The organism is Sphingobium boeckii (assembly GCF_014199215.1).
Lineage (GTDB): Bacteria > Pseudomonadota > Alphaproteobacteria > Sphingomonadales > Sphingomonadaceae > Sphingobium_A > Sphingobium_A boeckii.
In genome coordinates this window covers 129,385-153,704 of sequence record NZ_JACIJC010000005.1, presented here as the reverse complement: position 1 = coordinate 153,704, position 24,320 = coordinate 129,385, and the positions used below count along the sequence as shown (strand labels likewise).

22 protein-coding genes are annotated in these 24,320 nt (G+C 63.0%); 16 read left to right on the top strand and 6 right to left on the bottom strand.

Features of this window, described 5'->3' with window-relative positions:
* Window positions 1-9 precede the first annotated feature (9 nt).
* Genes ispH through rnhA form a run of 3 tightly spaced genes read left to right on the top strand, consistent with a single transcriptional unit; the run spans window position 10 to window position 2,390 of the window.
* The gene (gene ispH, locus FHS49_RS15275; protein ID WP_184020183.1) at window positions 10-969 is read left to right on the top strand and encodes a 4-hydroxy-3-methylbut-2-enyl diphosphate reductase; all 960 of its coding nucleotides are present in this window, start codon (window positions 10-12) and stop codon (window positions 967-969) included.
* Between the two features lie 9 nt (window positions 970-978).
* On the top strand, window positions 979-1,938 hold the full coding sequence (gene thrB / locus FHS49_RS15270) for a homoserine kinase (RefSeq protein ID WP_184020181.1): 960 nt from the start codon (window positions 979-981) through the stop codon (window positions 1,936-1,938).
* Window positions 1,938-2,390 (top strand): ribonuclease HI, encoded by a 453-nt coding sequence (gene rnhA / locus FHS49_RS15265; protein WP_184020179.1) that lies wholly within the window; start codon window positions 1,938-1,940, stop codon window positions 2,388-2,390. Before thrB ends, rnhA begins: the two co-directional genes overlap by 1 nt.
* Before the next feature lie 21 nt (window positions 2,391-2,411).
* On the opposite strand, the gene FHS49_RS15260 is transcribed toward rnhA, so the two are convergent.
* The 3 genes from FHS49_RS15260 to FHS49_RS15250 all read right to left on the bottom strand — a co-directional run bounded on the left by FHS49_RS15260 (window position 2,412) and on the right by FHS49_RS15250 (window position 4,696).
* On the bottom strand, window positions 2,412-2,588 hold the full coding sequence (locus FHS49_RS15260; protein WP_184020177.1) for a YegP family protein: 177 nt from the start codon (window positions 2,586-2,588) through the stop codon (window positions 2,412-2,414).
* 69 nt (window positions 2,589-2,657) lie between these two features.
* On the bottom strand, window positions 2,658-3,749 hold the full coding sequence (locus FHS49_RS15255) for an FAD-dependent oxidoreductase (protein ID WP_184020175.1): 1,092 nt from the start codon (window positions 3,747-3,749) through the stop codon (window positions 2,658-2,660).
* Entirely contained in the window at window positions 3,746-4,696 is a 951-nt protein-coding gene (locus tag FHS49_RS15250; RefSeq protein ID WP_184020173.1) for an alpha/beta fold hydrolase, read from the bottom strand. The genes FHS49_RS15255 and FHS49_RS15250 overlap by 4 nt, the downstream gene beginning before the upstream one ends.
* 75 nt (window positions 4,697-4,771) lie before the next feature.
* On the opposite strand from FHS49_RS15250, the gene FHS49_RS15245 reads away from it, so the two are divergent.
* The 7 genes from FHS49_RS15245 (at window position 4,772) to FHS49_RS15215 (ending at window position 11,838) form a co-directional block, all read left to right on the top strand.
* A complete protein-coding gene (locus FHS49_RS15245) occupies window positions 4,772-5,218 on the top strand; it encodes an A24 family peptidase (protein ID WP_246350830.1) in 447 nt (148 codons plus the stop codon).
* 51 nt (window positions 5,219-5,269) lie between these two features.
* A complete protein-coding gene (gene cpaB / locus FHS49_RS15240; RefSeq protein ID WP_184020169.1) occupies window positions 5,270-6,256 on the top strand; it encodes a Flp pilus assembly protein CpaB in 987 nt (328 codons plus the stop codon).
* 1 nt (window position 6,257) lies between these two features.
* Window positions 6,258-7,808, top strand: coding sequence for a type II and III secretion system protein family protein (locus FHS49_RS15235; RefSeq protein WP_184020167.1), 1,551 nt, complete (start codon window positions 6,258-6,260; stop codon window positions 7,806-7,808).
* 14 nt (window positions 7,809-7,822) lie between these two features.
* A complete protein-coding gene (locus FHS49_RS15230) occupies window positions 7,823-8,476 on the top strand; it encodes a CpaD family pilus assembly protein (RefSeq protein WP_184020165.1) in 654 nt (217 codons plus the stop codon).
* Between the two features lie 3 nt (window positions 8,477-8,479).
* The gene (locus FHS49_RS15225) at window positions 8,480-9,769 is read left to right on the top strand and encodes a pilus assembly protein CpaE (RefSeq protein WP_184020162.1); all 1,290 of its coding nucleotides are present in this window, start codon (window positions 8,480-8,482) and stop codon (window positions 9,767-9,769) included.
* A 64-nt stretch (window positions 9,770-9,833) separates the two neighbouring features.
* On the top strand, window positions 9,834-10,814 hold the full coding sequence (locus FHS49_RS15220) for a type II secretion system F family protein (RefSeq protein WP_184020160.1): 981 nt from the start codon (window positions 9,834-9,836) through the stop codon (window positions 10,812-10,814).
* A gap of 19 nt (window positions 10,815-10,833) precedes the next feature.
* A complete protein-coding gene (locus tag FHS49_RS15215; RefSeq protein WP_184020158.1) occupies window positions 10,834-11,838 on the top strand; it encodes a type II secretion system F family protein in 1,005 nt (334 codons plus the stop codon).
* Between the two features lie 84 nt (window positions 11,839-11,922).
* Here FHS49_RS15215 and ppdK read toward each other — a convergent pair whose 3' ends face one another.
* From ppdK to FHS49_RS15200, 3 genes are all read right to left on the bottom strand, one after another.
* On the bottom strand, window positions 11,923-14,574 hold the full coding sequence (gene ppdK, locus FHS49_RS15210) for a pyruvate, phosphate dikinase (protein WP_184020157.1): 2,652 nt from the start codon (window positions 14,572-14,574) through the stop codon (window positions 11,923-11,925).
* A 121-nt stretch (window positions 14,575-14,695) separates the two neighbouring features.
* A complete protein-coding gene (gene glyS / locus FHS49_RS15205; protein WP_184020155.1) occupies window positions 14,696-17,137 on the bottom strand; it encodes a glycine--tRNA ligase subunit beta in 2,442 nt (813 codons plus the stop codon).
* A 109-nt stretch (window positions 17,138-17,246) separates the two neighbouring features.
* Window positions 17,247-18,119, bottom strand: coding sequence for a glycine--tRNA ligase subunit alpha (locus tag FHS49_RS15200; protein WP_184021144.1), 873 nt, complete (start codon window positions 18,117-18,119; stop codon window positions 17,247-17,249).
* A gap of 161 nt (window positions 18,120-18,280) precedes the next feature.
* Between FHS49_RS15200 and FHS49_RS15195 the strand changes: the two genes are divergently transcribed.
* The 6 genes from FHS49_RS15195 (at window position 18,281) to FHS49_RS15170 (ending at window position 24,290) form a co-directional block, all read left to right on the top strand.
* Window positions 18,281-19,180 (top strand): TraB/GumN family protein, encoded by a 900-nt coding sequence (locus tag FHS49_RS15195; RefSeq protein ID WP_246350827.1) that lies wholly within the window; start codon window positions 18,281-18,283, stop codon window positions 19,178-19,180.
* Between the two features lie 147 nt (window positions 19,181-19,327).
* On the top strand, window positions 19,328-20,221 hold the full coding sequence (locus FHS49_RS15190) for a TraB/GumN family protein (RefSeq protein ID WP_184020153.1): 894 nt from the start codon (window positions 19,328-19,330) through the stop codon (window positions 20,219-20,221).
* A 252-nt stretch (window positions 20,222-20,473) separates the two neighbouring features.
* Window positions 20,474-21,097, top strand: coding sequence for a 50S ribosomal protein L25/general stress protein Ctc (locus FHS49_RS15185; protein WP_184020151.1), 624 nt, complete (start codon window positions 20,474-20,476; stop codon window positions 21,095-21,097).
* A 52-nt stretch (window positions 21,098-21,149) separates the two neighbouring features.
* A complete protein-coding gene (gene pth, locus FHS49_RS15180) occupies window positions 21,150-21,725 on the top strand; it encodes an aminoacyl-tRNA hydrolase (protein WP_184020149.1) in 576 nt (191 codons plus the stop codon).
* Between the two features lie 107 nt (window positions 21,726-21,832).
* Window positions 21,833-22,933, top strand: coding sequence for a redox-regulated ATPase YchF (gene ychF / locus FHS49_RS15175; protein ID WP_184020147.1), 1,101 nt, complete (start codon window positions 21,833-21,835; stop codon window positions 22,931-22,933).
* A 118-nt stretch (window positions 22,934-23,051) separates the two neighbouring features.
* Window positions 23,052-24,290 (top strand): alkaline phosphatase family protein, encoded by a 1,239-nt coding sequence (locus FHS49_RS15170; RefSeq protein WP_184020145.1) that lies wholly within the window; start codon window positions 23,052-23,054, stop codon window positions 24,288-24,290.
* Window positions 24,291-24,320: the final 30 nt, after the last annotated feature.

Here is a 24,320-nt window from a genome sequence, read left to right as displayed (position 1 = left end):
GCGTCGGCGATGACAGAAATCTCCGCACAGCGCCCCGCCCTGGACCTTCTCATCGCCGCGCCGCGCGGCTTTTGTGCGGGCGTGGACCGCGCTATCCGCATCGTCGAGCTGGCGATCGAGAAATATGGTGCGCCGGTCTATGTCCGTCATGAAATCGTTCATAACAAGTTCGTGGTGGACAGCCTGAAGGCCAAGGGCGCGGTTTTCGTGGAATCGCTGGATGCAGTGCCCGATGACGTGCCCGTGGTCTTTTCCGCGCATGGCGTGCCCAAGGCGGTTCCCGCCAAGGCGGCGGCGCGCGGGCTTTCCTATCTCGACGCCACCTGCCCGCTGGTTTCCAAGGTCCATCGCCAAGCCGAACGGCTGGTCGCGGCGGGCCGGCACATCATCTTCATCGGCCATAAGGGCCATCCCGAAGTGATCGGCACCTTTGGCCAGGTCCCCGAAGGCTCGATGACCCTGGTCGAGACGGTAGAAGATGCGCAGGCGCTGAAATCGGACGATCCCGCGAACCTGTCCTTCCTCACCCAGACCACACTGTCCGTGGACGACACTTCCGAAATCGTGAGCACATTGCTCGCGCGTTTTCCCGAAATCCAGCAGCCCCGCGGCGAAGATATCTGCTACGCCACATCCAACCGCCAGGCCGCGGTGAAGACGATCGCTCATGCCTGCGAGGCGATGCTGGTGATCGGCGCGCCCAATTCCTCCAATTCCGTGCGGCTGGTGGAAGTCGCCGCGCGCGAAGGCGTTTCCGCACGCCTGATCCAGCGCGCCGCCGATCTGGATTTTGAATGGCTGGCGGGCGTAAAGACCCTGGGCATCACCGCGGGCGCATCGGCGCCGGAGATTCTGGTGCGCGAACTGGTCGAGCGGCTGGCCGAACGCTACACTGTGACCGAACGCGAGGTGACGACGACCACCGAGGATATCGCCTTCAAGCTCCCCCGCGGCCTCGAAGCCGCCTGAGCGTTTCCCATGGCTGTTTATACTCAGGTCTCCGCCGAAGAGATGGGCGTGCTGCTGGCGCGTTATGATGCCGGCACATTGGTGAGCGCCAAGGGCATTGCCGAGGGTGTGGAGAATAGCAATTATCTGGTCGATACGACCACGGACCGCTTCATCCTGACGCTGTACGAAAAGCGCGTCGATGTGGGCGATCTGCCCTTTTTCATGAAATTGCTCGATCATCTGGCCGATGCCGGCAATCCCGTGCCACGCGCGATCAAGGACAAGCAGGGCGTGCAGATCCAGCAGGTGGCGGGGCGCTCCGCCTGCCTGATCGAATTTCTCTCGGGCGTCTCCGTCAGCCATCCGACCGCCCCTCAGGCGCGTGCGGCCGGCGCGGCACTGGGCCAGATGCACAAGGCGCTGGACGGGTTCGAGGGCGCACGGCCCAATACGATGGGCATCGGCGACTGGCACGCACTCGCGGCGCGCTGCGGCGATGATCTGGACGCGATCGCGCCGGGCCTTGGCGCGCGCGTGGCGGACGAGTTGACTTATCTCGACCAGCATTGGCCCACCGACCTGCCCCGCTCCGTGGTCCATGCCGATCTGTTTCCCGATAATGTGCTGATGCTGGGCGATCAGGTGACCGGCGTGATCGATTTCTATTTCGCCTGCACCGAAATCCGCGCCTGGGATGTGGCCGTCACCCATGCCGCCTGGTGCTTCGAAAACGATGGCAGCGGCTTTCACCGTGACCGCTCCGATGCGCTGATCGCCGGCTATGAGGACAGTCACGGCCTTTCGCCGGAAGAGCGCGCGGCGTTCATCGCGCTGGCGCGGGGCGCGTGCCTGCGTTTCCTGCTCACCCGCGCCTGGGACTGGCTGAACACGCCCGCGGACGCGATGGTAACGCGCAAGGATCCGCTCGCCTTTCTGCGTCGTCTCGATTTCTATCGCGATGCACCTGCCGGATCGCTGATCGACTGATGAGCGACGAGATGGAACACGTCCAGATTTTCACCGATGGCGCGTGCAAGGGGAATCCCGGCCCCGGCGGCTGGGGCGCGGTGATCCGCATGGGCGAACGCGAAAAGGACCTTTCGGGCGGCGAGGCGCTGTCCACTAACAATCGCATGGAGCTGATGGGTGCGATCCGCGCGCTTCAGGCGCTCAAGCGCCCGTGCCGCGTCACGCTGACCACCGACAGCCGTTATGTGATGGATGGTCTGACCAAATGGATCCACGGCTGGCTGAAGAATGGCTGGCGCACGGCGGACCGCAAGCCCGTGAAGAACGCGGATCTGTGGCAGGAATTGCTGGCGGCCGCCAAGCCCCATCGGCTCGAATGGAAATGGGTGAAGGGCCATGCGGGCCATGTCGACAATGAACGCGCAGACCGGCTGGCAAGCGCGGCGGCGGACAGCTTCGCCCGGCCCTGACACCAGCGCGGGGCGGAACGCTCAGCTATTGTCTTCGACTTCGGCACCGGGGCCGTTCTTCAGGATCGAGTCGATGGCATTCTGCGCCGAGGCCTTGCTGGCATAGCCCTCGGTCCAGAAGATGATCTCATTGTTATATTTGAACTTTGCGACGAACTCGCCGGACTTGTTCTTTTCGATCACGAATTTGTGCGCCATCGGGTCTCTCCATGGATGCAGGAACGCGCAGCGTAACCGGGCCGCATCGCCTAAGCCAAGCTTCAATTGTCAAAGAGTGTTGAAGCGATATGCGCCATAAGCCTGACCGTCGATCCCCCGCACCGCCGCATCGGGTGTGCGATCGAGCAGCAGCGCAGCGGCCACCTTCGCCCCGGCCGGCGCGGTCTGGATGCCGAAGCCGCCCTGGCCCGCGCACCAGAACAGGCCCGGCAAAAGCGGATCGAAGCCATAAACCGGCCGCCGATCGGGCGCGAAGCTACGCAGGCCCGCCCATTTGCGTTCGACTGCGGCGACGCGCCAATCGACGACCTGTTCGAACCGGTCGATCGCGATCGCCACGTCCAGCTCTTCGGGCGCAACATCAGACGCCATCACCGCGGTTTCGTCGTGCGGGCTCAGCCATAATTTTCCGCCCGCCTCGGGCTTGAAGTAAAATGATCCACCAATGTCGACGACATGCGGCATTCCCATCACCGATTCCGGTTCGGTGCGGAGCTGGACCAACGTGCGCCGGTAGGGCTGAATGCCCAGCGGTTTTGCGCCCAGCATCACGCCCACCGGATCCGCCCAAGCGCCCGCCGCATTCACGACCACGCCCGCGCGCACCGCGCCCGCCGTGGTTTCCAGTAACCAGGACGCACCCAGCCGCTGCCCGCCCGTCAGCGCGGCGCGGCACAGCAATTCCGCGCCATGCCGGCGCGCCGTGGCCAGAAAGTGCGCGTGCAGCGCTGCCACATCGATGTAAGCGCAACTCTGTTCGAGCAGCCCCTCGCTCCATTCAGGCCGCAGCCCCGGCACCAGCCTGGCCGGATCGGTCGGCTCGAGCGGAATGCCGCTGCCTTCGAACGCCGCGATAAAGGCGTCCATTTTGGCACGATCCTCTTTCCGTCCGATATGCAGCGACCCCAGCGGCTCCAGAAACCCGCCATCGCGCAGCGCCGGGCCGGAGGCGCTGGTCAGGGGCTGGATCAGCGGCCCGCCATAGGTTTCGCTCCAGAACGCGGCCGATCGCCCTGTGGAATGATAGCCCGGCTGGGCCTCTGCCTCCAGCAGAACGACACGCGCATGAGGCGCGATCTCGGCCGCCAGGCTGGCACCTGCAATCCCCGCGCCGATGATGGCGACATCATATCCGTTCACAGCTTTGGCGCCATTTCATCCAGAAAAATATCGGCCTCCTGCAACGCCCGTTCGCGCACTTTATCCACTTCGCGCAAGATCTCATGTGCGGATTCATTGCCAAAGCGGATCAATCGGGCGTGCGGCAGGCGTTTCGCCGCCTCATGGATCGCCTTGGGGCTCACCAACCGATCCTGATCGGCGCATAGCAAAAGAATCGGGATTTCCACCGATTCAAGCCGCCCCGGCAGGAAGCTGTCGAGCGTGGAGCGATAGGCCCGCTCCAGCCAGCGCCAGCTTGGCGGCCCGAGTGCGAGATCCGGCTGCTGCGCCTTCCACCAGAGTTCATCTTCATAGCGCTCCTGCGAATGCGTGAGGAACGCTCTGCGCGATGCACCAGGACGCGCCGGCCGCTCATTGGTTTTCCAGGCCGCCCGCGCCGGTGCGCCGATCCGCGTCATGAAATGCGCCACGCGCGCCGCGATGCCCGGTGTGAAGGGCGCGCTTTGCAGCCCCAGCATCGGTGCCGACATCACCACCGCATCGGGCGCGATCCGCCGCTCGATCAGCGCGCGCATCACCAGATGCCCGCCCATGGAGTGTGCAACGATCACATACGGGCCGGGTTGTTCCCGCTTCATCGCGGCGAACCGGTCCGCAAGATCATCGATCCAAAGACTGAAATCCTCGACATGACCGACGCGCGGGTCCGGACCCAGCCGACCCGAGCCGCCCTGCCCGCGCCAATCGAAGCTTTCGATATGCCAGCCGCGGTCATGCCAATGGTGCAGCGCCTCGAGATATTTCTCCAATATGTCGCCGCGCCCGCCGGCAAAAAGCAGCGCACCGCGCGGCGCGTCGGCCACGGGCCAGAGGAAGCGCCGCAGGGGCCATCCATCCGCCGCGGGCAGCATCGAAAGCGCCGCATCCTGGGGAATCACACGGCGGAAAGTGTTTACGCTTTGCATAGGTCGTGGTTACGGTTTCGTAAGGCATAGCGTCTAGACCCCAGAGCCATGAATGGGGGAATTCTTACGCAGTTGATGGTGGCGGCGCTCGGTTGCGCGCTGCTCCTTGCTGCATTCACCGATATCCGGGGCCGCATCGTCGAAAACTGGCTGAACGCCGGTATCGCGCTGGCCGCCCCGCTTTATTGGTGGGCGAGCGGCTATCAGCTCTGGCCGGATATGGCGATCCAGATCGCCGTCGCGGCGCTGGTCTTCGCCATTTTCGCGGGCGTGTTCGCCATCGGCGCGATGGGCGGCGGCGATGTGAAGCTGATCGGCGCCCTCGCCTTATGGCTCCCGTTTCAACAGCTCATCTTCATGCTGCTGGTGATGTCGATCGCCGGCGGCGTGCTTACGGCGGCCATGGCCGTCGTGCACAAGATCAGGAAATCAAAAGACAATCTGGAAATCCCCTACGCGGTCGCGATCGCAGCCGGGGGGCTCTGGGTTTTAGGTGCATCGAATTTTAACCATTTTGCTTGAAACAGCGACCAAGGGCCTTTGGGGGGTCCTTCTCAGGAGGCGTTAGTCGTCATGGATGTAAAGAAGATCGCGTTGCTGGTGGGTGCGCTGCTGATCGCAGCAGTCACGGCCATCATGGCAAAGAACATGTTCAGCGGTTCATCCGCGCCGACGGCTGAAGCCGCGGCAGTGGTTGATGGTCCCCAGGTGCTGGTCGCCACGCGGGCCTTGCCCGTCGGCACGATCATCGAGCCGGACGCCTTTCGCTTCCAGCCCTGGCCCAAGGAGCTGATCCAGAGCGCCTATTATATCAAGGGCGAGGCCGATCCCGCCGCGATGACGGGCACCGTGGTGCGCTATGCGATCACCGCCGGCCAGCCGATCACGCAGGGCGCACTCGTCAAGCCCGGCGATCGCGGCTTCCTTGCTGCAGCGCTTGGCCCCGGTATGCGGGCCGTGACCGTCTCGGTCTCCACGCAGAGCGGCGTTGCCGGTTTCGTGTTTCCGGGCGATCGCATCGATCTTCTGCTGTCGCAGCAGATCGAAGGCGAAGGCCAGTCCTTGAAGGCGTCAGAAACGATCCTGCGCAACTTGCGCGTGCTCGCCACCGATCAGCGCACGGACTCGACGAACGAGGAAGGCAAGACCGAGGTCAAGACCTTCTCCTCGATCACGCTCGAAGCCACGCCGAAGATCGCCGAAAAGATCGCGGTCGCCCAGACCATGGGCTCGCTGTCTCTGTCGCTGCGTTCGATCGCCGACAATACGGCCGAGCTTGAGCGCGCCATCGCCGCCGGCGAAGTCACGCTGCCCGAGGGCAAAGATCCGAAAGCCGAGAAGCAGATGCTGGCGTCCATCGCCACGCGTCCCAGCGACTCCGGCACGACATTCGTCACCGGTGCCGACGTATCCCGCTTTTCGCGGCGCAGCGTTCCGGTGGCCGTCAAAGTCACGGCGACCGCCGACGGTGCCACCGTCGTCATGAGCCAGCCGACAGGCCCGATTGTCCGGGTTGCACGCGGCAACAATGTCACCGTCGTTCCGGTGGGGGGGAAGTAACATGCGCATTGCCAACACGATGATGCACCGATCGCTCGGGAGCGCGCTCGCCGCGGTTCTGGTGCTCGGGATGGCGAGCACGGCGGCAACGCCGGCCGACGCCGCGCCTACGGGGGCTTCGCAGCCCGCCAACACGCTGAATTTGTCGACGGGTCGTGGCACTCTGGTCACGCTGTCGTCGCCCATGTCCGATCTGTTCGTCGCGAATGACGCCGTGGCCGATGTGCAGGTTCGTTCGCCAACGCAGCTCTACATCTTCGCCAAGGGTCCGGGCGAGACCACGGTCTATGCCACCACCAAATCGGGCGCAGTGGCCTATTCCGCCAATGTTCGCGTCGGCCTGAACATCAGCACCGTGGATTCCATGCTCCAACTGGCCATGCCGGATTCGGAGATTAAGGCGACCCCGATGAACGGCCTGGTGCTGCTCACCGGCACCGTCGCCAGCCCGGACGATGCGGCGGAAGCCGAGCGTCTCGCACAGGCTTTTGTCGGCACGGGCACGCAGGTGATCAGCCGGCTCAAGACGGCGACCCCGCTGCAGGTGAATTTGCAGGTGCGCATCGCTGAAGTGAGCCGCGGGTTCTCGAAGTCCGTGGGTTTGAACCTGCTGGCGAGCGGCGGCGGCTTCGTCTTTACGCAAGGGCGCGCGAACGCGCTCGACACCAGTGGCCCGGTCAATATCATTACAGGTACGGGTTCGGGTTCCACGCTCGGCCTCATCAAAAACCTGCTCGGCGTCAATGTCGAGGCAGCACTTGATCTGGCTGAAACGGATGGCTTCGTCACCACGCTGGCCAATCCCAATCTGACTGCACTGTCGGGCGAAACCGCCAGCTTTCTGGCAGGCGGCGAAATCCCGATCCCGCTGGCGCAGCAGCTTGGTCAGATCACCATCGAATATAAGCAATATGGTGTCAGCCTGGCATTCACGCCCACCGTGCTCGCCGACGGCCGCATCTCGATGCGTGTGCGTCCCGAAGTGTCGGAACTATCCACCACCGGCGGCATCAGGCTGAACAATTTCGACGTTCCAGGTATCCTGACGCGACGGGCGGAAACGACCGTAGAGCTGGGTTCCGGCCAGAGCTTCATGATCGGCGGCCTTCTGAGCAACAGCGCCAGCAGCACGATCGACAAGGCGCCCTTTCTCGGCGACCTGCCCATCCTTGGTGCGCTGTTCCGCTCCAAGAGCTTCAAGCGTCAGGAATCCGAGCTTGTAATCGTGGTGACGCCCTATCTGGTCAAGCCGGTGTCTGCCAACCAGATCGCGCTGCCGATCGACGGGAACAGAACGCCGAACGATGCCGAAGGCTTTTTGCTGGGTCAGTCTTTCAAAGGCGTCACCGGCGGCAAGCGTCCCGTGCCATCCATGGGCAATCCGCAAACCGTGCAGCCGGGCATGAGCATCGATCCTACGGCATCCTTGCCCGCGAACGAGACGCCCGCACCTGCGCCAGGCACGATGCCGGAGCGCGTGGCGCTCGCCACCAAATCCAGTGAAGCGGGCAAGGCCAGCGCAAGCGCGGCCCCCGGCTTCACCTTCGAATGATCGGGAGCGAAAAGATGCAAAACATTCTTCTGCGCAACGCTGCGGCTCCTGCAATGCTCGCCCTGAGCCTGGCTCTGGGCGGCTGCGGTGCCGGCACCTACAATCCCACGGTTGAATCCGTGCATCAGCCGGTCGTCTCGCGCGTCGATTATGCGCTCGATCTACGGCAGGGTGGCAATGGCGGCCTCGCGAGCGGCGAGCAACAGCGTCTGAATGACTGGTTCGAGTCTCTGCGACTGGGCTATGGCGATCAGGTTTCTGTCGACGATCGAAACCCATATGGCAATGCCGCAAGCCGCGAAGATGTCGCCAGTGCGGCGGCGCGCTACGGACTCCTGACCAGTGAGACCGCGCCGGTGACTGCCGGAACGGTCGGAGACGGGATGGTCCGCGTGGTGGTCAGCCGCATGAGCGCTTCGGTGCCGGGATGCCCTGACTGGAGCCGGCCGGCCCAGCCCGAATTTGGCGGTTCGTCCATGTCCAATTACGGCTGCGCCACCAATGCAAACCTCGCGGCGATGATCGCAAATCCGGTAGACCTGATCCAGGGCCAGACGGGGAATAGCGGCACCGATGGCCGTGCTTCGTCCAAGGCAATCAAGGCCTTCCGCGACAAGGCACCGACCGGCGCGGGTGCTATCGAAGCCGTATCATCGAAAGGTCAGTAAGTCATGAACGCACCCTGGAATCCAGCTCGTGCCGCGGCATTGCGCGAGCCTTTCAACGCCTATGTCTGCGATGAGCCCACGGCCGACATGATCCGCAATGTGGCGGTCGAACTGGGCTGGTCACCTGACAAGGTGAACAAGGGCGGGCTGCGCAATGCGGTCCAGTCCCTCTCCGTTTCCGCTAGCCCGAACATCCTGTTCGTCGATCTGTCCGAATCCGGCGATCCACTGAACGACATCAACGCGCTGGCCGAGGTCTGCGAGCCGGGTACGGTTGTAATCGCGGCCGGCCAGGTCAACGATGTGCGCCTTTACCGCGATCTCGTGGCGAGCGGCATTCAGGATTATCTGCTCAAGCCCTTCAGCGCCGATCAGCTTCGCGATAGCTTTGCGAATGCGCAGTCGATCATCAATGCACCCAAACATGCCGAGGCTTCGGTGGAGCGCCCGCATCTGATGACAGCGGTCATCGGCGCGCGTGGCGGCGTGGGCGCATCGACGATCGCGACATCGCTCGCATGGCTGTTTGGCGAAAGATCACAGCGATCGACCGCGCTGCTCGATCTCGACGTACATTTCGGCACCGGGGCGCTGGCGCTCGATCTCGAGCCTGGCCGCGGCCTGACCGATGCGATCGAAAACCCAAGCCGCATCGACGGCCTCTTCATCGAGCGCGCCATGGTCCGCGCCAATGACAAGCTCGCGATCCTGTCGGCGGAAGCCCCGCTCAACCAGACGATGCTGACCGATGGCTCCGCCTATTTCCAACTTCAGGAAGAAATCCGTGCGGTCTATGAATGCACGGTCATCGATCTGCCGCGCAACATGCTGGTCCAGCATCCGCATCTTCTGCAGGAAGCCAATGCCTGCGTCATCGTCACCGAATTGACGCTGGCGGCCGCGCGCGACGTGATCCGGATCCTCTCCTGGTTGAAGAGCAATGCGCCGCAATGCCGCGTGATCGTGGTGGCCAATCGCGTCCCTTCGACCGGCGCTCCCGAAGTGGCGCGCAAGGATTTCGAAAGCTCGATCGAGCGCAAGATCGATCTGGTGATCCCGATGGATCAGAAGCTCGCATCCCAGGCCGCAAAGCTGGGCAAGCCGCTGGCCGAAGCCAGCAAGGGCTCCAAGATTTCGGCGGCGATCGTCGATCTGTCCAACCGGTTGCTCGCTGCGGTGGAAACCGAGGCGGAAGACGCTGGCGCAGCAGGCAAGAACAGGTCGCTTCTGGGCAAGATCGGCGATTTCAAATCGCTCATGCCCAAAAAGGGCACGAAGCCTGCGAAGAATTGATCGGCGTTCTGCTCTGATTGGCGGGCGCTTATGTTGGAACTAGGCTGGAGGCGGTAGGCAAAAGATGGAGAATTTACTCCCCGTCCTGATGGCGTGCGGCATCGTGCTGACCGCGTTCATGGTGTTCATGGCCTTTTCCGGGCCGGATCAGGCGAAGATCCAATCGCGCCGGCTGTCCGAAATGAAGGACCGCCACGCCGGTTCCGGCAGCGCGATGATCGAGGCGCAGATGCGCCGTGCGATCAACAATCGCCTGGGTGGCACCAAGATGGACGGCCTCGCCGCGCAATTCCTGCCGCGCCCCGAAATGCTTAAGGCGCGGATCAAGCGCACCGGCAAATCCTGGACGATGAGCCAATATGGCACGGCGTCTTTGGCCATAGCATTCGTCTTCGGCGGGCTGGTCATCCTTAAAGGCGCACCGCTGGCGCTGGGTCTGCTGATCGGCGTTCTCACCGGGCTGGCGATCCCGCACATGGCGGTCAATTTCCTGATCAAGCGGCGCATCACCCAGTTCAACGTCCGCTTTCCCGATGCGATCGATCTGCTGGTGCGCGGTCTGCGCGCCGGTCTGCCGATCTCGGAGACGCTGGGCGTGGTGTCCAACGAATTGCCCGGCCCCGTGGGTGAGGAATTCAGCGCCGTGGTCGACAAGATGCGGATCGGCCGAACGATGGACGCCGCTCTTCAGGAAACCGCCGACAAGATCGGCACGCCTGAATTCCAGTTCTTCTGCATCACGCTGGCGATCCAGCGCGAGACGGGCGGCAACCTTTCCGAAACGCTCTCCAACCTGTCCGAAGTGCTGCGCAAGCGCGCGCAGATGAAGCTCAAGATCAAGGCCATGTCGTCGGAATCAAAGGCCTCGGCCTATATCGTCGGCGTGCTGCCTTTTGCGGTGTTCGGCCTGATCTATTCGATCAGCCCCGATTATATGGGTGGCTTTTTCAGCGAGCCGCGCCTGATCGTGGCGGGCATCGGCGGCCTGGTGTGGATGAGCATCGGTGCCGGCATCATGGCCAAGATGGTCAGCTTCGAAATTTAACGGGCGGGAGGATAATATCATGAACGAACCATCCGCCGGACCGACGCTTTTGGGCGTCGATATCCTCTGGGTCGCAACCTTGCTGTCCGCCGTGGCGACGCTGGCGATCCTCGTGGCGCTCTATGCGGCGACCACGGTGCGCGATCCCATGGCCAAGCGCGTGAAGGCGCTCAACGAACGCCGCGAACAATTGAAGGCCGGTATCGTCGCCTCCACCGCGAAACGCCGCGTCAAGCTGGTCCATCAAAGCGAAACCACCGATCGGATGCGCGCCTTCCTGAAGTCGCTGAAAGTGCTTCAGGACGAGCAGTTGAAGACCGCACAGGTCAAGCTGGCGCAGGCCGGCATCCGCTCCAAGGATCTCGCGGTCACGATCATCTTCAGCCGGCTGTTGTTGCCGATCGTTCTGGGCGGCACCGTGTGCATCGGCGTCTATCTGCTCGACTGGTTTCCAGACTGGAGTTCGCTCAAGAAGCTCGGCCTGGCCGCGGGATCGCTGATCCTGAGCTACAAGGCACCCGATCTCTATGTCCAGAACCTGATCTCCAAGCGCACCGACGCGATCCGCAAGGGTTTGCCCGATGCGCTCGATCTGCTCGTGATCTGCGCCGAGGCCGGCTTGACCGTGGACGCCGCCTTCGGCCGCGTCGCCAAGGAGTTGGGCAAGGCCTATCCCGAACTGGGCGACGAATTCACGCTGACCGCGATCGAGCTGGGATTCCTGAGCGAACGACGCCAGGCTTTCGAGAATCTGGGACGCCGCATTGATCTGGAAGCTGTGCGCGGCGTGGTGACCACCATGATCCAGACCGAGAAATACGGTACGCCACTCGCCTCGGCGCTCCGCGTGCTTTCAGCCGAATTCCGCAACGAGCGTATGATGCGCGCCGAGGAAAAAGCCGCGCGCCTTCCGGCGATCATGACCGTGCCGTTGATCCTGTTCATTCTGCCGGTGTTGTTCGTCGTCATTCTTGGCCCGGCGGCCTGTCAGATCTCCGACACGTTGATCGGCGGCAAGATGTAAGCCGCCCCTGTATCGGCGTTCGTGTAAGAGTAGATTAAGCGTAAAACGATCGGGGGCCGGGTAAAACCAGCCCCCGTTTTCGTGTCAGCGGGCTTTGAGCGCCGCCTGAGCCGCAGCCAGCCGCGCGATCGGCACGCGATAGGGCGAGGCCGATACATAATCGAGGCCGGTTTCCTCGCAAAAGGCGATCGAGGCGGGATCGCCTCCATGCTCTCCGCAAATGCCGAGCTTGATGTCGGGGCGCGTCGCCCTCCCCCGCTCCGCTGCCAGCGTGATCAACTGACCCACGCCTTCCACGTCCAGGCTCACGAACGGATCGCGCGCAAAGATGCCCTTGTCGACATAGGTGGTGAGGAAACGGCCCGCATCGTCGCGGGAGACACCCAATGTGGTCTGCGTCAGATCATTGGTGCCGAAGGAGAAAAATTCGCCCACTTCGGCAATCTCGCCCGCCATCAGCGCCGCGCGCGGCAGTTCGATCATCGTGCCGACCAGATAGTCGATCGTCTTGCCGCGTTCGGCGAACACCTCCTTGGCCACCCGATCGACCAGATCCTTCATCAGCTCCAGCTCGCGCCGCGTGGCCACCAGCGGGATCATGATCTCCGGAATCGGCGTCTCCGCCACATCGAGCGCGGCCTCGAAGATCGCGCGCGCCTGCATCTCATAAATCTCGGGATAGGTCACGCCCAGTCGGCAGCCGCGATGGCCGAGCATCGGATTGAATTCATGCAGCTCCGCCGCACGGCGCTTGAGCGTATCCACCGAAACGTCAGCAGCCTTGGCCACTTCGTCAAACTCGGCCTCTTCATGCGGCAGGAATTCGTGCAACGGCGGATCGAGCAAGCGGATCGTCACGGGCAGGCCCGCCATCACCTCGAAAATCTCGGTGAAATCCTTGCGCTGCTCGGGGAGCAGTCTCTCCAGCGCCACACGGCGTCCGGCCTCGCTATCCGCCAGGATCATCTGGCGCACCGCGGTGATCCGCGCAGCGTCGAAGAACATATGCTCGGTGCGGCACAGGCCCACGCCCTCGGCGCCGAATTCCCGCGCCACTGTGCAATCCAGCGGCGTTTCCGCATTCGCGCGCACCTTCAGGCGACGGACCTTGTCCGCCCACACCATCAGAGTGCCGAAATCGCCTGCCAGCTCCGGCTGGATCGTATCGACCGCGCCGAACATCACTTCGCCGGTGGAGCCGTCGATCGTGACCACATCGCCCTCACGCACCTCGCGGCCCGCCACGCGCATCAATTTCGCCTTGGCGTCGATCGCCAGCGTGCCGACCCCGGAGACGCAGGGACGTCCCATGCCGCGCGCCACCACGGCGGCGTGGCTGGTCATCCCGCCGCGCGCGGTGAGGATGCCACGGGCTGCGTGCATCCCGTGAATGTCTTCCGGCGAGGTTTCGGTGCGGATCAGGATCACGCTTTCGCCCATCTCCGCGCGCTTCTCGGCAGTGTCGCTATCGAACACCGCAATGCCCGAGGCCGCGCCAGGAGAAGCCGGCAGCCCCTTGGCGAGCACATCGCGCACCGCCTTGGGATCAAGCGTGGGATGGAGCAATTGATCGAGCGCCGACGGATCGACGCGCGCAATCGCTTCTTCCTGCGTGATCAGCCCTTCGCTCGCCATATCGACCGCGATCTTGAGCGCCGCCTTGGCAGTGCGCTTGCCCGAACGGGTCTGCAGCATCCAGAGCTTGCCGCGTTCCACGGTGAACTCGATATCCTGCATGTCGGTGTAATGATTTTCGAGCAGATCGAACACCTTGGCCAGCTCACCGAACACCTCCGGCATCGCCTCTTCCATCGACAGCGGCTTGGCATTGGCGCGGGTGCGCGCGGCGGTGGTCAGATATTGCGGGGTGCGGATGCCCGCCACCACATCTTCGCCCTGCGCATTGATCAGGAACTCGCCATAATAAGCGCGCTCGCCGGTCGCGGGATCGCGCGTGAAGGCCACGCCCGTCGCGGAGGTTTCACCCATATTGCCGAACACCATCGCCTGCACATTGACCGCAGTGCCCCAATCATGCGGGATCGCATTGAGCCGGCGATAGACCTTCGCGCGCTCCGACTGCCACGATCCGAACACCGCGCCGACCGCGCCCCAGAGCTGGTCATGCACATCCTGCGGGAAGGGCTTGCCCCATTGATCCTGCACGAGTTGCTTATATGCGCCGACCAGCGCCTTCAGATCTTCGGCGGTCAATTCGGTGTCGAGGAAGAAACCCTTGTCTTCCTTGGCGATTTCAAGCGCTTCTTCGAACGATCCATGATCGAGTTCGAGCACCACATCGGCATACATCTGGATGAAGCGGCGATAGCTGTCCCAGGCGAAACGCGCGTCGCCGGACACATCCGCCAGACCCTTCACCGTCTCGTCATTGAGACCCAGATTGAGCACCGTATCCATCATGCCGGGCATGGAGACGCGCGCGCCCGAACGGACCGACACCAGAAGTGGGTCGGCATTGTCGCCGAATTTTTTGCCCGTCACGCTCTCGATATGCGCGATGCCATTGGCGACTTCGGCGCGCAGGCTCTCGGGAAAGACCTCGCCATCGTCATAATAGCGCGTGCACATTTCCGTGGTGATGGTGAAGCCCGGCGGGACCGGCAGGCCGATCGAGGCCATGCCATCCAGATTGGCGCCCTTGCCGCCGAGCAGATTCTTGTCGCGCTCGCCGCTTTCGGAAACACCGCCGCCGAAACGATACACATATTGGGTCATTCTTGCTCCCTCTCCCCTTTGGGGGAGAGGGCCGGGGCGAGGGGGAGTGTCCTCGCGCGCCGGCCCTTTTGTCGATGAAAACGCCCCTCTCCCAACCCTCGCCCCTAAAGGAAAGAGGGCTTTACCCCTCTATCTTCGAAAAATCCGCCACGCGGTGAACCGCATCGCGCACCCGCGCGAGCATTCCCAGCCGCGCTGCCCGCTTGGCCGGATCGACATCATTCACCGTCACATGCTCGAAAAACGCATCGATCGGCGCGCGCAGGCTGGCCAGCGCCGCCATCGCGCCTTCGAAATTCTCCGCCTGAATGGCTGCATCGGCGGCGGGTTCGGCGGCATCGAGCGCGGCGAGCAGCGCGGCTTCCGCGGGTTCGGGTGCATAACCCTCCCCCCCTTCAGGGGGAGAGGGTCGGCGAGCCTCGCGAGCCGGGGAGCGGGGGGAGTCGCCAGACACCAAACGGTCCCCCTCTCCCTCCGCCGCTGTCGCGGCTCCCCCCTCTCCCCCTGAAGGGGGAGAGGGATTGGAGAAGCCTTCTTTCTTCAGAATATTCGCAGCGCGCTTGTAACCCGCCAGCAGGTTCGCCCCCTCCCCGGTCTCCACAAACGCCTGCAACGCCTTCACCCGCGCAAGCAGACGGACAAGATCGTCCTCTCCGCCCAGCGCAAATACGGCGTCGATCAAATCGTGACGGACGCCGGCTTCACGCTGCTGAACCTTAAGACGGTCTGCGAAAAAGGACGCAAGCGCTGGCAACCCATGCACCACGGTCGATCGAAAGTAGGCACCCGCTCCCGTAATTTTCTGGTTATCGTCGAGATATGGCTTTTGAGAAACAAAACCGCGCCCCACTAAATTATGAGCATCGTAATTCGATAAATACGGCTCTTCCAACAATTGGCCCAAAATAGGTGTTGCCGCACGTGCCAGCACTTTGATCATCAGAACTCGATAATCGCCCAACTGAATAGTTCTCAAGATGCCCAAAACCGCACGGCGGATGGCATAAGGATCCTTTGATCCCGTCGGCTGCTCGCCAGCAGCAAAAAATCCAACGATCGTATCCAGTTTATCCGCCAAACTCACCGCCACCGTCACCGGCGCGGTCGGCACATCATCGCCCTGGCCGACCGGCTTGTAATGATCGCGGATCGCGTCGGCGACCGCATCGGGCAGGCCTTCGGCGCGGGCGTAATAGCCGCCCATCACGCCCTGGAGTTCGGGAAATTCCCCGACCATTTCGGTGACGAGATCGGCCTTGGCGAGGCGCGCGGCCTGTTCGGCGAGATCGGCCAAATCACCGTTTGTCCCGAGCGAAGGCTCTCCTGAGCGAAGCCGAAGGGTCGAGGGACGTTGGTCGCCCGCACCGGACGTGTCTCGACTGCGCTCGACACCAACGGGATTGGATGTGCCAGAGGTATTCTCTCCCCCGACAATCCCCTCTTCCACCAGCCAGCGTGCCAGCTTCGCCACCCGCTCCACCTTGTCGGCCACGGTGCCCAGCTTTTCGTGGAAGGTGATCCGCTCCAGCTTCTTCGCGTGATCCTCAAGCCGGGTCTTCTTGTCCTGCTCCCAGAAGAAGCGCGCATCCGACAGCCGTGCTGCCAGCACCTTGCGATTGCCCGCCACGATCGCGGCGCCGCCGTCTTTCGCCTCGATATTGGCGGTGCAGATGAAGGCGGGCGCAAGTTTGCCGGCACCATCGCGCAGCACGAAATATTTCTGATTGATGCGCAGCGTCAACTGGATCACCTCGGGCGGCACCTCCAGAAAGGCCGGATCGAAAGCGCCGATCAGCGGCACCGGCCATTCGGTCAGCCCCGCATTCTCCGCGACCAGCCCCTGATCCTCGATCAGCGTATAACCCTTTGAAGCCGCAGCCTCGGCGGCTTTCTCCGCGATGATCGCCTGACGCTCCTTATGCGAGACGATCACATGCGCCGCGCGCAATTTCACGGCATAATCATCGGCATTGCCGATCGTGATCTCGCCGTGATGATGGAAGCGGTGGCCGACCGTGGTGTAGCCGCTCGCAAGGCCGTCAATCTCCAGCGGCACCAGATCGTCGCCGAACAGCGCGACAATCCCCTGCAACGGACGCACCCAGCGGAGACTCTCGGTCGTCTGGCTCGCCGCGCCCCAGCGCATCGATTTGGGCCAGGGAAAAGCGCGCACGATCGCGGGCACGGCTTCGGCCAGCACGTCGGCGGTGGCGCGACCCGGCTTTTCGATCACCGCAAAAAGGATGCCGACGCCCTTGGCATCGGGCCGCTCCACCAGTTGCTCGCGCGTGAGGCCGGTAGAGCGCAGAAACCCCGCCAGCGCCTGTTCGGGCGCATCGGCGCGCGGGCCTTTGCGTTCCTCGCTCACCGCCTCGGTCTGCGCAGGCAAGCCGCGTGCGATCAGCGCGAGCCGCCGCGGCGTGACGAAGCTCTCGATCGACGCGGGCTTGAGACCGGCCTTGGCGAGTTCCTCGGCAAACAGGCGCGCCAGATCATCCGACGCCTTCACTTGCATCCGCGCGGCGATTTCCTCGCAGCGCAGTTCGAGCAGGAAATCAGTCATAAAGGGTTGACCTCTACCCCGTTGGTCCCGAGCGAAGTCGAGGGACGTGGTGCAGCGACAGACGTGTCTCGACTGCGCTCGACACAAACGGTTCTAGGTTGAAACCGCATCACGCCGCCCACCCGTTGCCAGCCATCCAGGCCTCGCAACTGCCCTTGGCCATATCGCGCACGCGGCCCATATAGCTGGCGCGCTCCTGCACCGAGATCACGCCGCGCGCCTGCAAGAGATTGAACACATGGCTCGCCTTGATCGCCTGATCATAAGCGGCCAGCGGCACATCCTCAGCGATGCACTTCTGGCATTCGGCCTCGGCGTCCTTGAACCAGCGGAAGAGCTTCTCGGTATCGGCAATCTCGAAATTCCATTTGGACATCTGCTTCTCATTTTCGAGAAACACATCGCCATAGGTCACGCCGGCATCATTGAATTTCAGATCGTAAACGCTGTCCACACCCTGGATATACATGGCGAGGCGCTCGAGCCCGTAGGTCAGTTCGCCCGCGACCGGCTTGCAATCGAAGCCGCCCATCTGCTGAAAATAGGTGAATTGCGTGACCTCCATGCCATCGCACCACACTTCCCAGCCGAGCCCCCAGGCGCCCAGCGTCGGGCTTTCCCAATCATCCTCGACGAAGCGGATATCGTGCACCAGCGGATCGATTCCGATCTCGACAAGCGAACCCAGATACAGCTCCTGCAGATTGGCAGGGCTTGGCTTCATGATCACCTGATATTGGTAATAATGCTGGAGCCGGTTCGGATTTTCGCCATAGCGGCCATCGGTCGGGCGGCGGCTGGGCTGGACATAGGCCGCATTCCAATGGTTCGGGCCGAGCGCGCGCAGCGTCGTCGCCGGGTGAAACGTGCCCGCGCCCACTTCCATGTCATAGGGCTGAAGGATCACGCAGCCCTGCTTGCCCCAATAAGCATGTAGCGTGAGGATGAGATCCTGGAAGCTGAGGGGCTTCGATTCGGTCAATTCCATGCCTTCGCATATGCAGTAAATTACGCGCGCGCTTTGGCGCATGGGGCGTTGAGGGTCAACAGCCGCCCGCATGATTGGCGCTTCTTCGTTAAGGAGTCGCCGTGTAACGCTCTGTTCCAGAGACGAAAGCCAAAGACGAAAGAAAGCCCAGCATTTTGAAACGCCGCCTGACCGCCCTCGCCGCCATGCTCCTGATCGGCAGCGCCCCCGCTTTGGCCCAAGCGCCGGCCGTCCGGCTGGTGGACGCCGATCCCGCTTTATGGGTGGTGAAGGATGCAGATACGACGATCTATCTGTTCGGCACGATCCATGTGCTCAAACCCGGCCTCTCCTGGTTCGACGATGCGGTGAAGACCGCGTTCGACGCTTCGGGCGAGTTGGTGATCGAGATGGTGACGCCTTCGGATGCCGCGATGCTGGGCAAGGTCAATCAATATGCGGTGGACCCGCAGAAGCGCGCGCTGACCACGCGCCTGTCCGACACCGATCGCACCGCCTATCTCGCGGCGATCGAGGCCCATCATATCCCCTATCAGGCGTTCGAGGCGTTCAAGCCGTGGTTCGTGGCGGTGACGATTGGCATCTTGCCTTTGCAGAATGCGGGCTATGGCGCAGCGAACGGCGTGGAGACCGTGTTGACCGAAGCCGCCACCGCCGCGGGGAAACCCGTATCCGGGCTGGAGACGGTGGACGAGCAACTCGGCCTGTTCGACGCGCTTCCCGAGGCGGACCAGATCATCTATCTCAACGCCACCGTGAAGGGGATGCCCGATATGGTGGCGCAGATCGACTCGCTCGTCGCGCTCTGGGCCAGAGGCAAGACACGCAAGCTGGCGACCGATATGAACGAAGCAGACGGCATGACACCCGCCCTCAACAAACTGTTGCTCGCGGACCGCAATATGCGCTGGGCGGACTGGATCGCCGCGCGACTGGAGGCGCCCGGCACGGTGTTCGTCGCGGTGGGATCGGGCCATCTGGCGGGGCGCGACAGCGTGCAGGCGAAGCTCAAGGCGATGAAGCTGAAAGCGGTGCGGGTAAAATATAAAAATTAAACCGTTTGTCCCGAGCGTAGTCGAGGGACGTTGGAACTGTTACCCACGTCCCTCCACTCGCTCGGGACAACGGGTCTTTGGGGGAAACCCCATGCTTTCCATCCACTCCCCTTGCCCCGCCCGCCCCCGCTCCCGATATCCCGCTCCATGATCCGTTTTATCCGCAAGGCGCTTGCCGCCCTCGCCGCGCTCCCCCTGGTCGCCAGTTGTTCAGCCGCCGAGGTCGCGGTGTCCGAGGCCAAGCCCGCCTTGTGGAAGGTGGCCGATGCGGACACCACCATCTATCTCTTCGGCACGATCCATGTGTTGCCCAAGGATTATCAATGGCGCACCCGCCCGTTCGAAGCGGCGCTGGCCACCGCGGACAGCTTGGTGCTGGAAATCGTGGTGGATGGCGCGGAGGCCCAGGATCCCAAGACCATGCAGGCGCTGGCGACATCCCCCGGCCTGCCCCCGCTGCTCGATCGGGTGCCCGCTGCCGAGCGCCCTGCCTTGAGCGATCTGGTCGCCAGCAGCAAGATCCCGATGGCGTCGCTGGACCGGATGGAGACATGGGCCGCATCGCTCGCTTTGGCCTCCAATATGGTGGCAGACCTCAATCTGAGCCCGAACAATGGCGTGGAGCGGCAATTGACCGCCACCTTCCGCGCGGCGAACAAGCCCATTTCAGGGCTGGAAACCGTGACCCAGCAGCTCGGCTATTTCGACACATTGCCCGAAGCGACGCAGCGCGCGTTCCTGAGCAGCGTGGTCAACAGCAACAAGGACGCCAGCGCCGAATTCACGCAGATGATCGCCGCTTGGGCGAGCGGCGACACACAGCGGATCGCGGCTACCTTCGATGACGAGATGAAGGCCTCCCCCGAACTGGCGGACGTTTTGCTGACCAAGCGCAACGCCAATTGGGCGAGCTGGGTAAAGCAGCGACTGGCAACGCCCGGCACCGTGATGGTCGCGGTCGGCGCGGGGCATCTGGTGGGTGCGGATTCGGTGCAGGCGATGCTGGCGAAGGACGGGCTCAAGGTCACGCGGGTGCAGTGAGGCTTGCCTAGGGCTATCCAAAACCGTTCGTGTCGCGCGCAGTCGAGACACCTGCACTTGCGGCAACGCGCCCCGACTGCGCTCGGCACAAACGGAGATTTCTGATGCGCGTAGAATGAGGTGGGCAGCGCAATCCACCCCATCCCTTGCTTTTCCCGGCCCTGCCCCGTATAGGCGCGCGTTCCCCGTCATGGTCATCCCTGGAGGCGCGGCGGGGCATAGTGAACCAACCAAGCAATTTGGAGACATGACATGAGCGATCTGCTTACGCTGTCGGCTGAAGCGCGCGATCGGGCTGGCAAGGGAGCCTCCCGTGCCCATCGTCGCGAGGGCCGCGTACCTGCCGTCATTTACGGAAACAAGGAAGACGCCGTTTCGATTCATATCGAGGAGAAGCGACTGGTGAAGGAGTTGCAAAGCGGCCACTTCATGAACACGGTCGTGATGCTCGAACTGGGCGGCAAGAAAGTGCGCACGCTCCCCAAGGACGTGGCTTTCCATCCCGTGACCGATCGCCCGATCCATGTCGATTTCCTGCGCATCAGCGAACATTCTAAGATCACCGTCGCTGTGCCCGTGCACTTTAGCGATGAAGAGACTTCGCCCGGCATCAAGCGCGGCGGCGTTCTCAACGTCGTGCGTCACGAGCTGGAATTGAACTGCGATGCGGCGGAAATCCCCGAGCAGATCGAAATCTCGCTGGCCGGCTTCGATGTGGGCGATTCGATCCACATCTCGGCCGTGAAGCTCCCCAAGGGCGTTGAATCCGCGATCACCGATCGCGATTTCACCATCGCCACGATCGTCGCGCCATCCGCGCTGCGTTCGAGCGAAGACGCTGCGGCTGACGCCGAGGGCGAAGCCGAAGGCGCATAACACCTCTGATCCTCTCCCCTTGCGGGGAGAGGATTGAGACCGGGGACCGCACATGCAAATCTGGGCAGGTCTCGGCAATCCCGGCGCGCTCTATGCGATGCACCGTCACAATGCGGGCTTCATGGCGGTGGACGCCATCGCCGAAGTGCATGATTTCGGCCCCGTGAAAAAGGCGTTCCAGGGCTGGACCCAGGAAGGCCGCATCGGCGGCGAAAAGATCCTGCTGCTCAAACCCGCCACCTTCATGAACGAAAGCGGCCGATCCATTGGCGAGGCCATGCGCTTCTACAAATTGGAGCCGGGCGACGTGACCGCGTTTCACGATGAACTCGATCTCGATCCCTTCCGCGTCAAGGTGAAGACCGGCGGCGGCACGGCAGGGCATAATGGTCTGCGTTCAATGGACGCGCATATCGGCCCCGACTTCCGCCGCGTGCGCATCGGCATCGGCCATCCCGGTCATAAGGACCGCGTCCACGGCTATGTTCTGGGCAATTATACCAAGGCGGAGATCGAGGATCTGAGCGACATGCTCGGCGCGATCGCGGCAGAGGCGGCGTGGCTGGCGCAGGGCAATGATGCGCGGTTCATGAGCGACGTGGCATTGCGGCTCAAATCCTCCGATTGACCCGCATTGTCATTCCCGCGAAAGCGGGAATCCATACGATATTCGAGACTCGCACGGGCATCCTTGGATCCCCGCTTTCGCGAGGATGACACCAGAAGGATTTTTAGATGGGTTTTCGTTGCGGCATCGTTGGGCTTCCCAATGTCGGCAAATCGACGCTTTTCAACGCGCTGACGCAGACCGCGGCGGCGCAGGCGGCCAATTATCCGTTCTGCACGATCGAGCCCAATGTGGGCAATGTCGCGGTGCCCGATCCGCGGATCGACAAGCTCCAGGAAATTGCGGGTTCGGCCAAGAAGATCGAAACCCAGCTTGGCTTCGTCGATATCGCGGGCCTGGTGCGCGGCGCGAGCAAAGGCGAGGGACTGGGTAACCAGTTTCTCGGCAATATCCGCGAGGTCGATGCGATCGTCCATGTGCTGCGCTGTTTCATCGATGACGATATCCAGCACGTCGAAAATAAGGTGGACCCGATCGCCGACGCCGAGACGGTCGAAACAGAATTGATGCTGTCCGATCTCGAAAGCCTCGAAAAGCGCGTTCCCGCCTTCGCCAAGAAAGCGATGCAGGGTGACAAGGAGGCCAAGGTGGCAGCCTCCGTGCTGGGTCAGGCGCTCGATCTGCTGCGTGAAGGCAAGCCCGCGCGATTGACGGTCCCCAAGGATGAAGACGAACAGCGCGTGTTCGATCAGGCGCAATTGCTGACGTCGAAGCCGGTGCTTTATGTCTGCAATGTCGAGGAATCGAGCGCGGCCGAGGGCAATGCGCTCAGCGCCAAGGTGTTCGAAAAGGCCAAGGCCGAGGGCGCCGAAGCGGTGGTCGTCTCTGCCGCGATCGAGGCCGAAATCGCCACGATGGACCCCGCCGATCGCGCGGAATTCCTCTCCGATCTGGGGCTGGCCGAAACCGGCCTCGCCCGCGTTATCCGCGCCGGATACTCATTGCTGCACCTGATCACCTTCTTCACCGTGGGGCCGAAGGAAGCGCGCGCCTGGACCGTGCACAAGGGCGCGAAAGCCCCGCAGGCGGCCGGCGAAATCCACACCGATTTCGAACGCGGCTTCATTCGTGCCGAAACGATCGGCTTTGACGATTACGTGACCTACAAGGGCGAAAGCGGTGCCCGCGATGCGGGCAAATTGCGCTCCGAGGGCAAGGATTATGTGGTGCACGATGGCGATGTGCTGCTGTTCAGGTTCAATGTCTGAGGTCTATTGCCTTTCTTCTGTCATTCCCGCCTGCGCGGGAATGACAGGATGGTTTTGAATCCTGTCATCCTCTTGTAGCACCAACGCGCCATCGGCTGTCGTGTCACGGGAGATTGCCTTGCTTCGTTTGATAATCGCCGCGCTGGCCGCCGCCCTGCTGGGCGGATGCGCCACCCTGCCCCGCGCCGCGCCGCCCGCATTGGCGCTGCAGGAGTCTCGCCCGCCGGTCACCATCCTCATCTCGATCGACGGTCTGGGTGCAAACCGGCTGGGTCAGGGTGTGACCCCGCGGCTGGATGCGCTGGCGGCCGCGGGTGTTAGCGGATCGATGCGGCCGAGTTTCCCGTCGAACACTTTCCCCAATCACATCACGCTCGTCACCGGGCTGCGCCCCGACAAGCATGGCATCGTGGATCAGAAGATGCGCGATCCCGCCAGGCCCGGCGTCACCTTCCGCAATTCCGATCCGCTGACCAATCGCGATCCCTTCTGGTGGGATGCGGTCGATCCCATATGGCTGCAGGCCGAACGCGCGGGCATTCGCACCGGCATGATGCACTGGGTGGGTTCCGACGTCGCGATCCGTGGCCAGCGCCCGTCCTGGTGGTGGCCATTCGATAGCGCGATTACGAGCCTTCAGCGCGTAGAGACCGTGCTGGACTGGGTGCGGCGTCCCATCGCATCACGCCCGGCGTTCATGACGCTGTATTTCGATGTGGTGGACCAGCGCTCTCACAATCAGGGCTATGGATCACCGCAGGAGCAGGATGCGATCCGCGAGGTCGATGGCCAGATCGGCCGGCTGGTCGATACGCTGGCCGCCTTGCACCAGCCGGCCAATCTGGTGATCGTGTCCGATCATGGCATGGCCCCCGTCCCGCCCGAGCATATCCGGCCGCGCAGCCTGGTGGTGGATCCCGCGATCATGGAATCGATCACCGAAGGGCCGCTGCTTGATATCTATCCCCTGCCCGGCAAGGAGGCCGAGGTCGCCGCGCGGCTCGCTGATCCACCGCCGCATCTGTCCTGCTGGGCGCGCAAGGACATTCCCGCCCGCTTCAAATTCGGCACCCATCCGCGCAGCCCACCCTTCCTCTGCCTGGCCGATACCGGCTGGAGCTTCCCCGAAAATCCCAAGACCTATATCAAGGGTGAACATGGCTATGATCCGGACGATGCGCGCATCGCGGCGTTGTTCATCGCCGCCGGCCCCGCCTTCCACACAGGATTGCGGCTCGATCGCTTCGACAATGTGCACGTCTATCCCATGCTGGCCCGGCTGATCGGGGTGACGCCCCACTCCAATGACGGCGACATGCGGACGCTGGGCGCGATCCTTCGGGCAGACAGCAATTGATCTTTGCGCGCACCTCCGCTTGAAGAGACG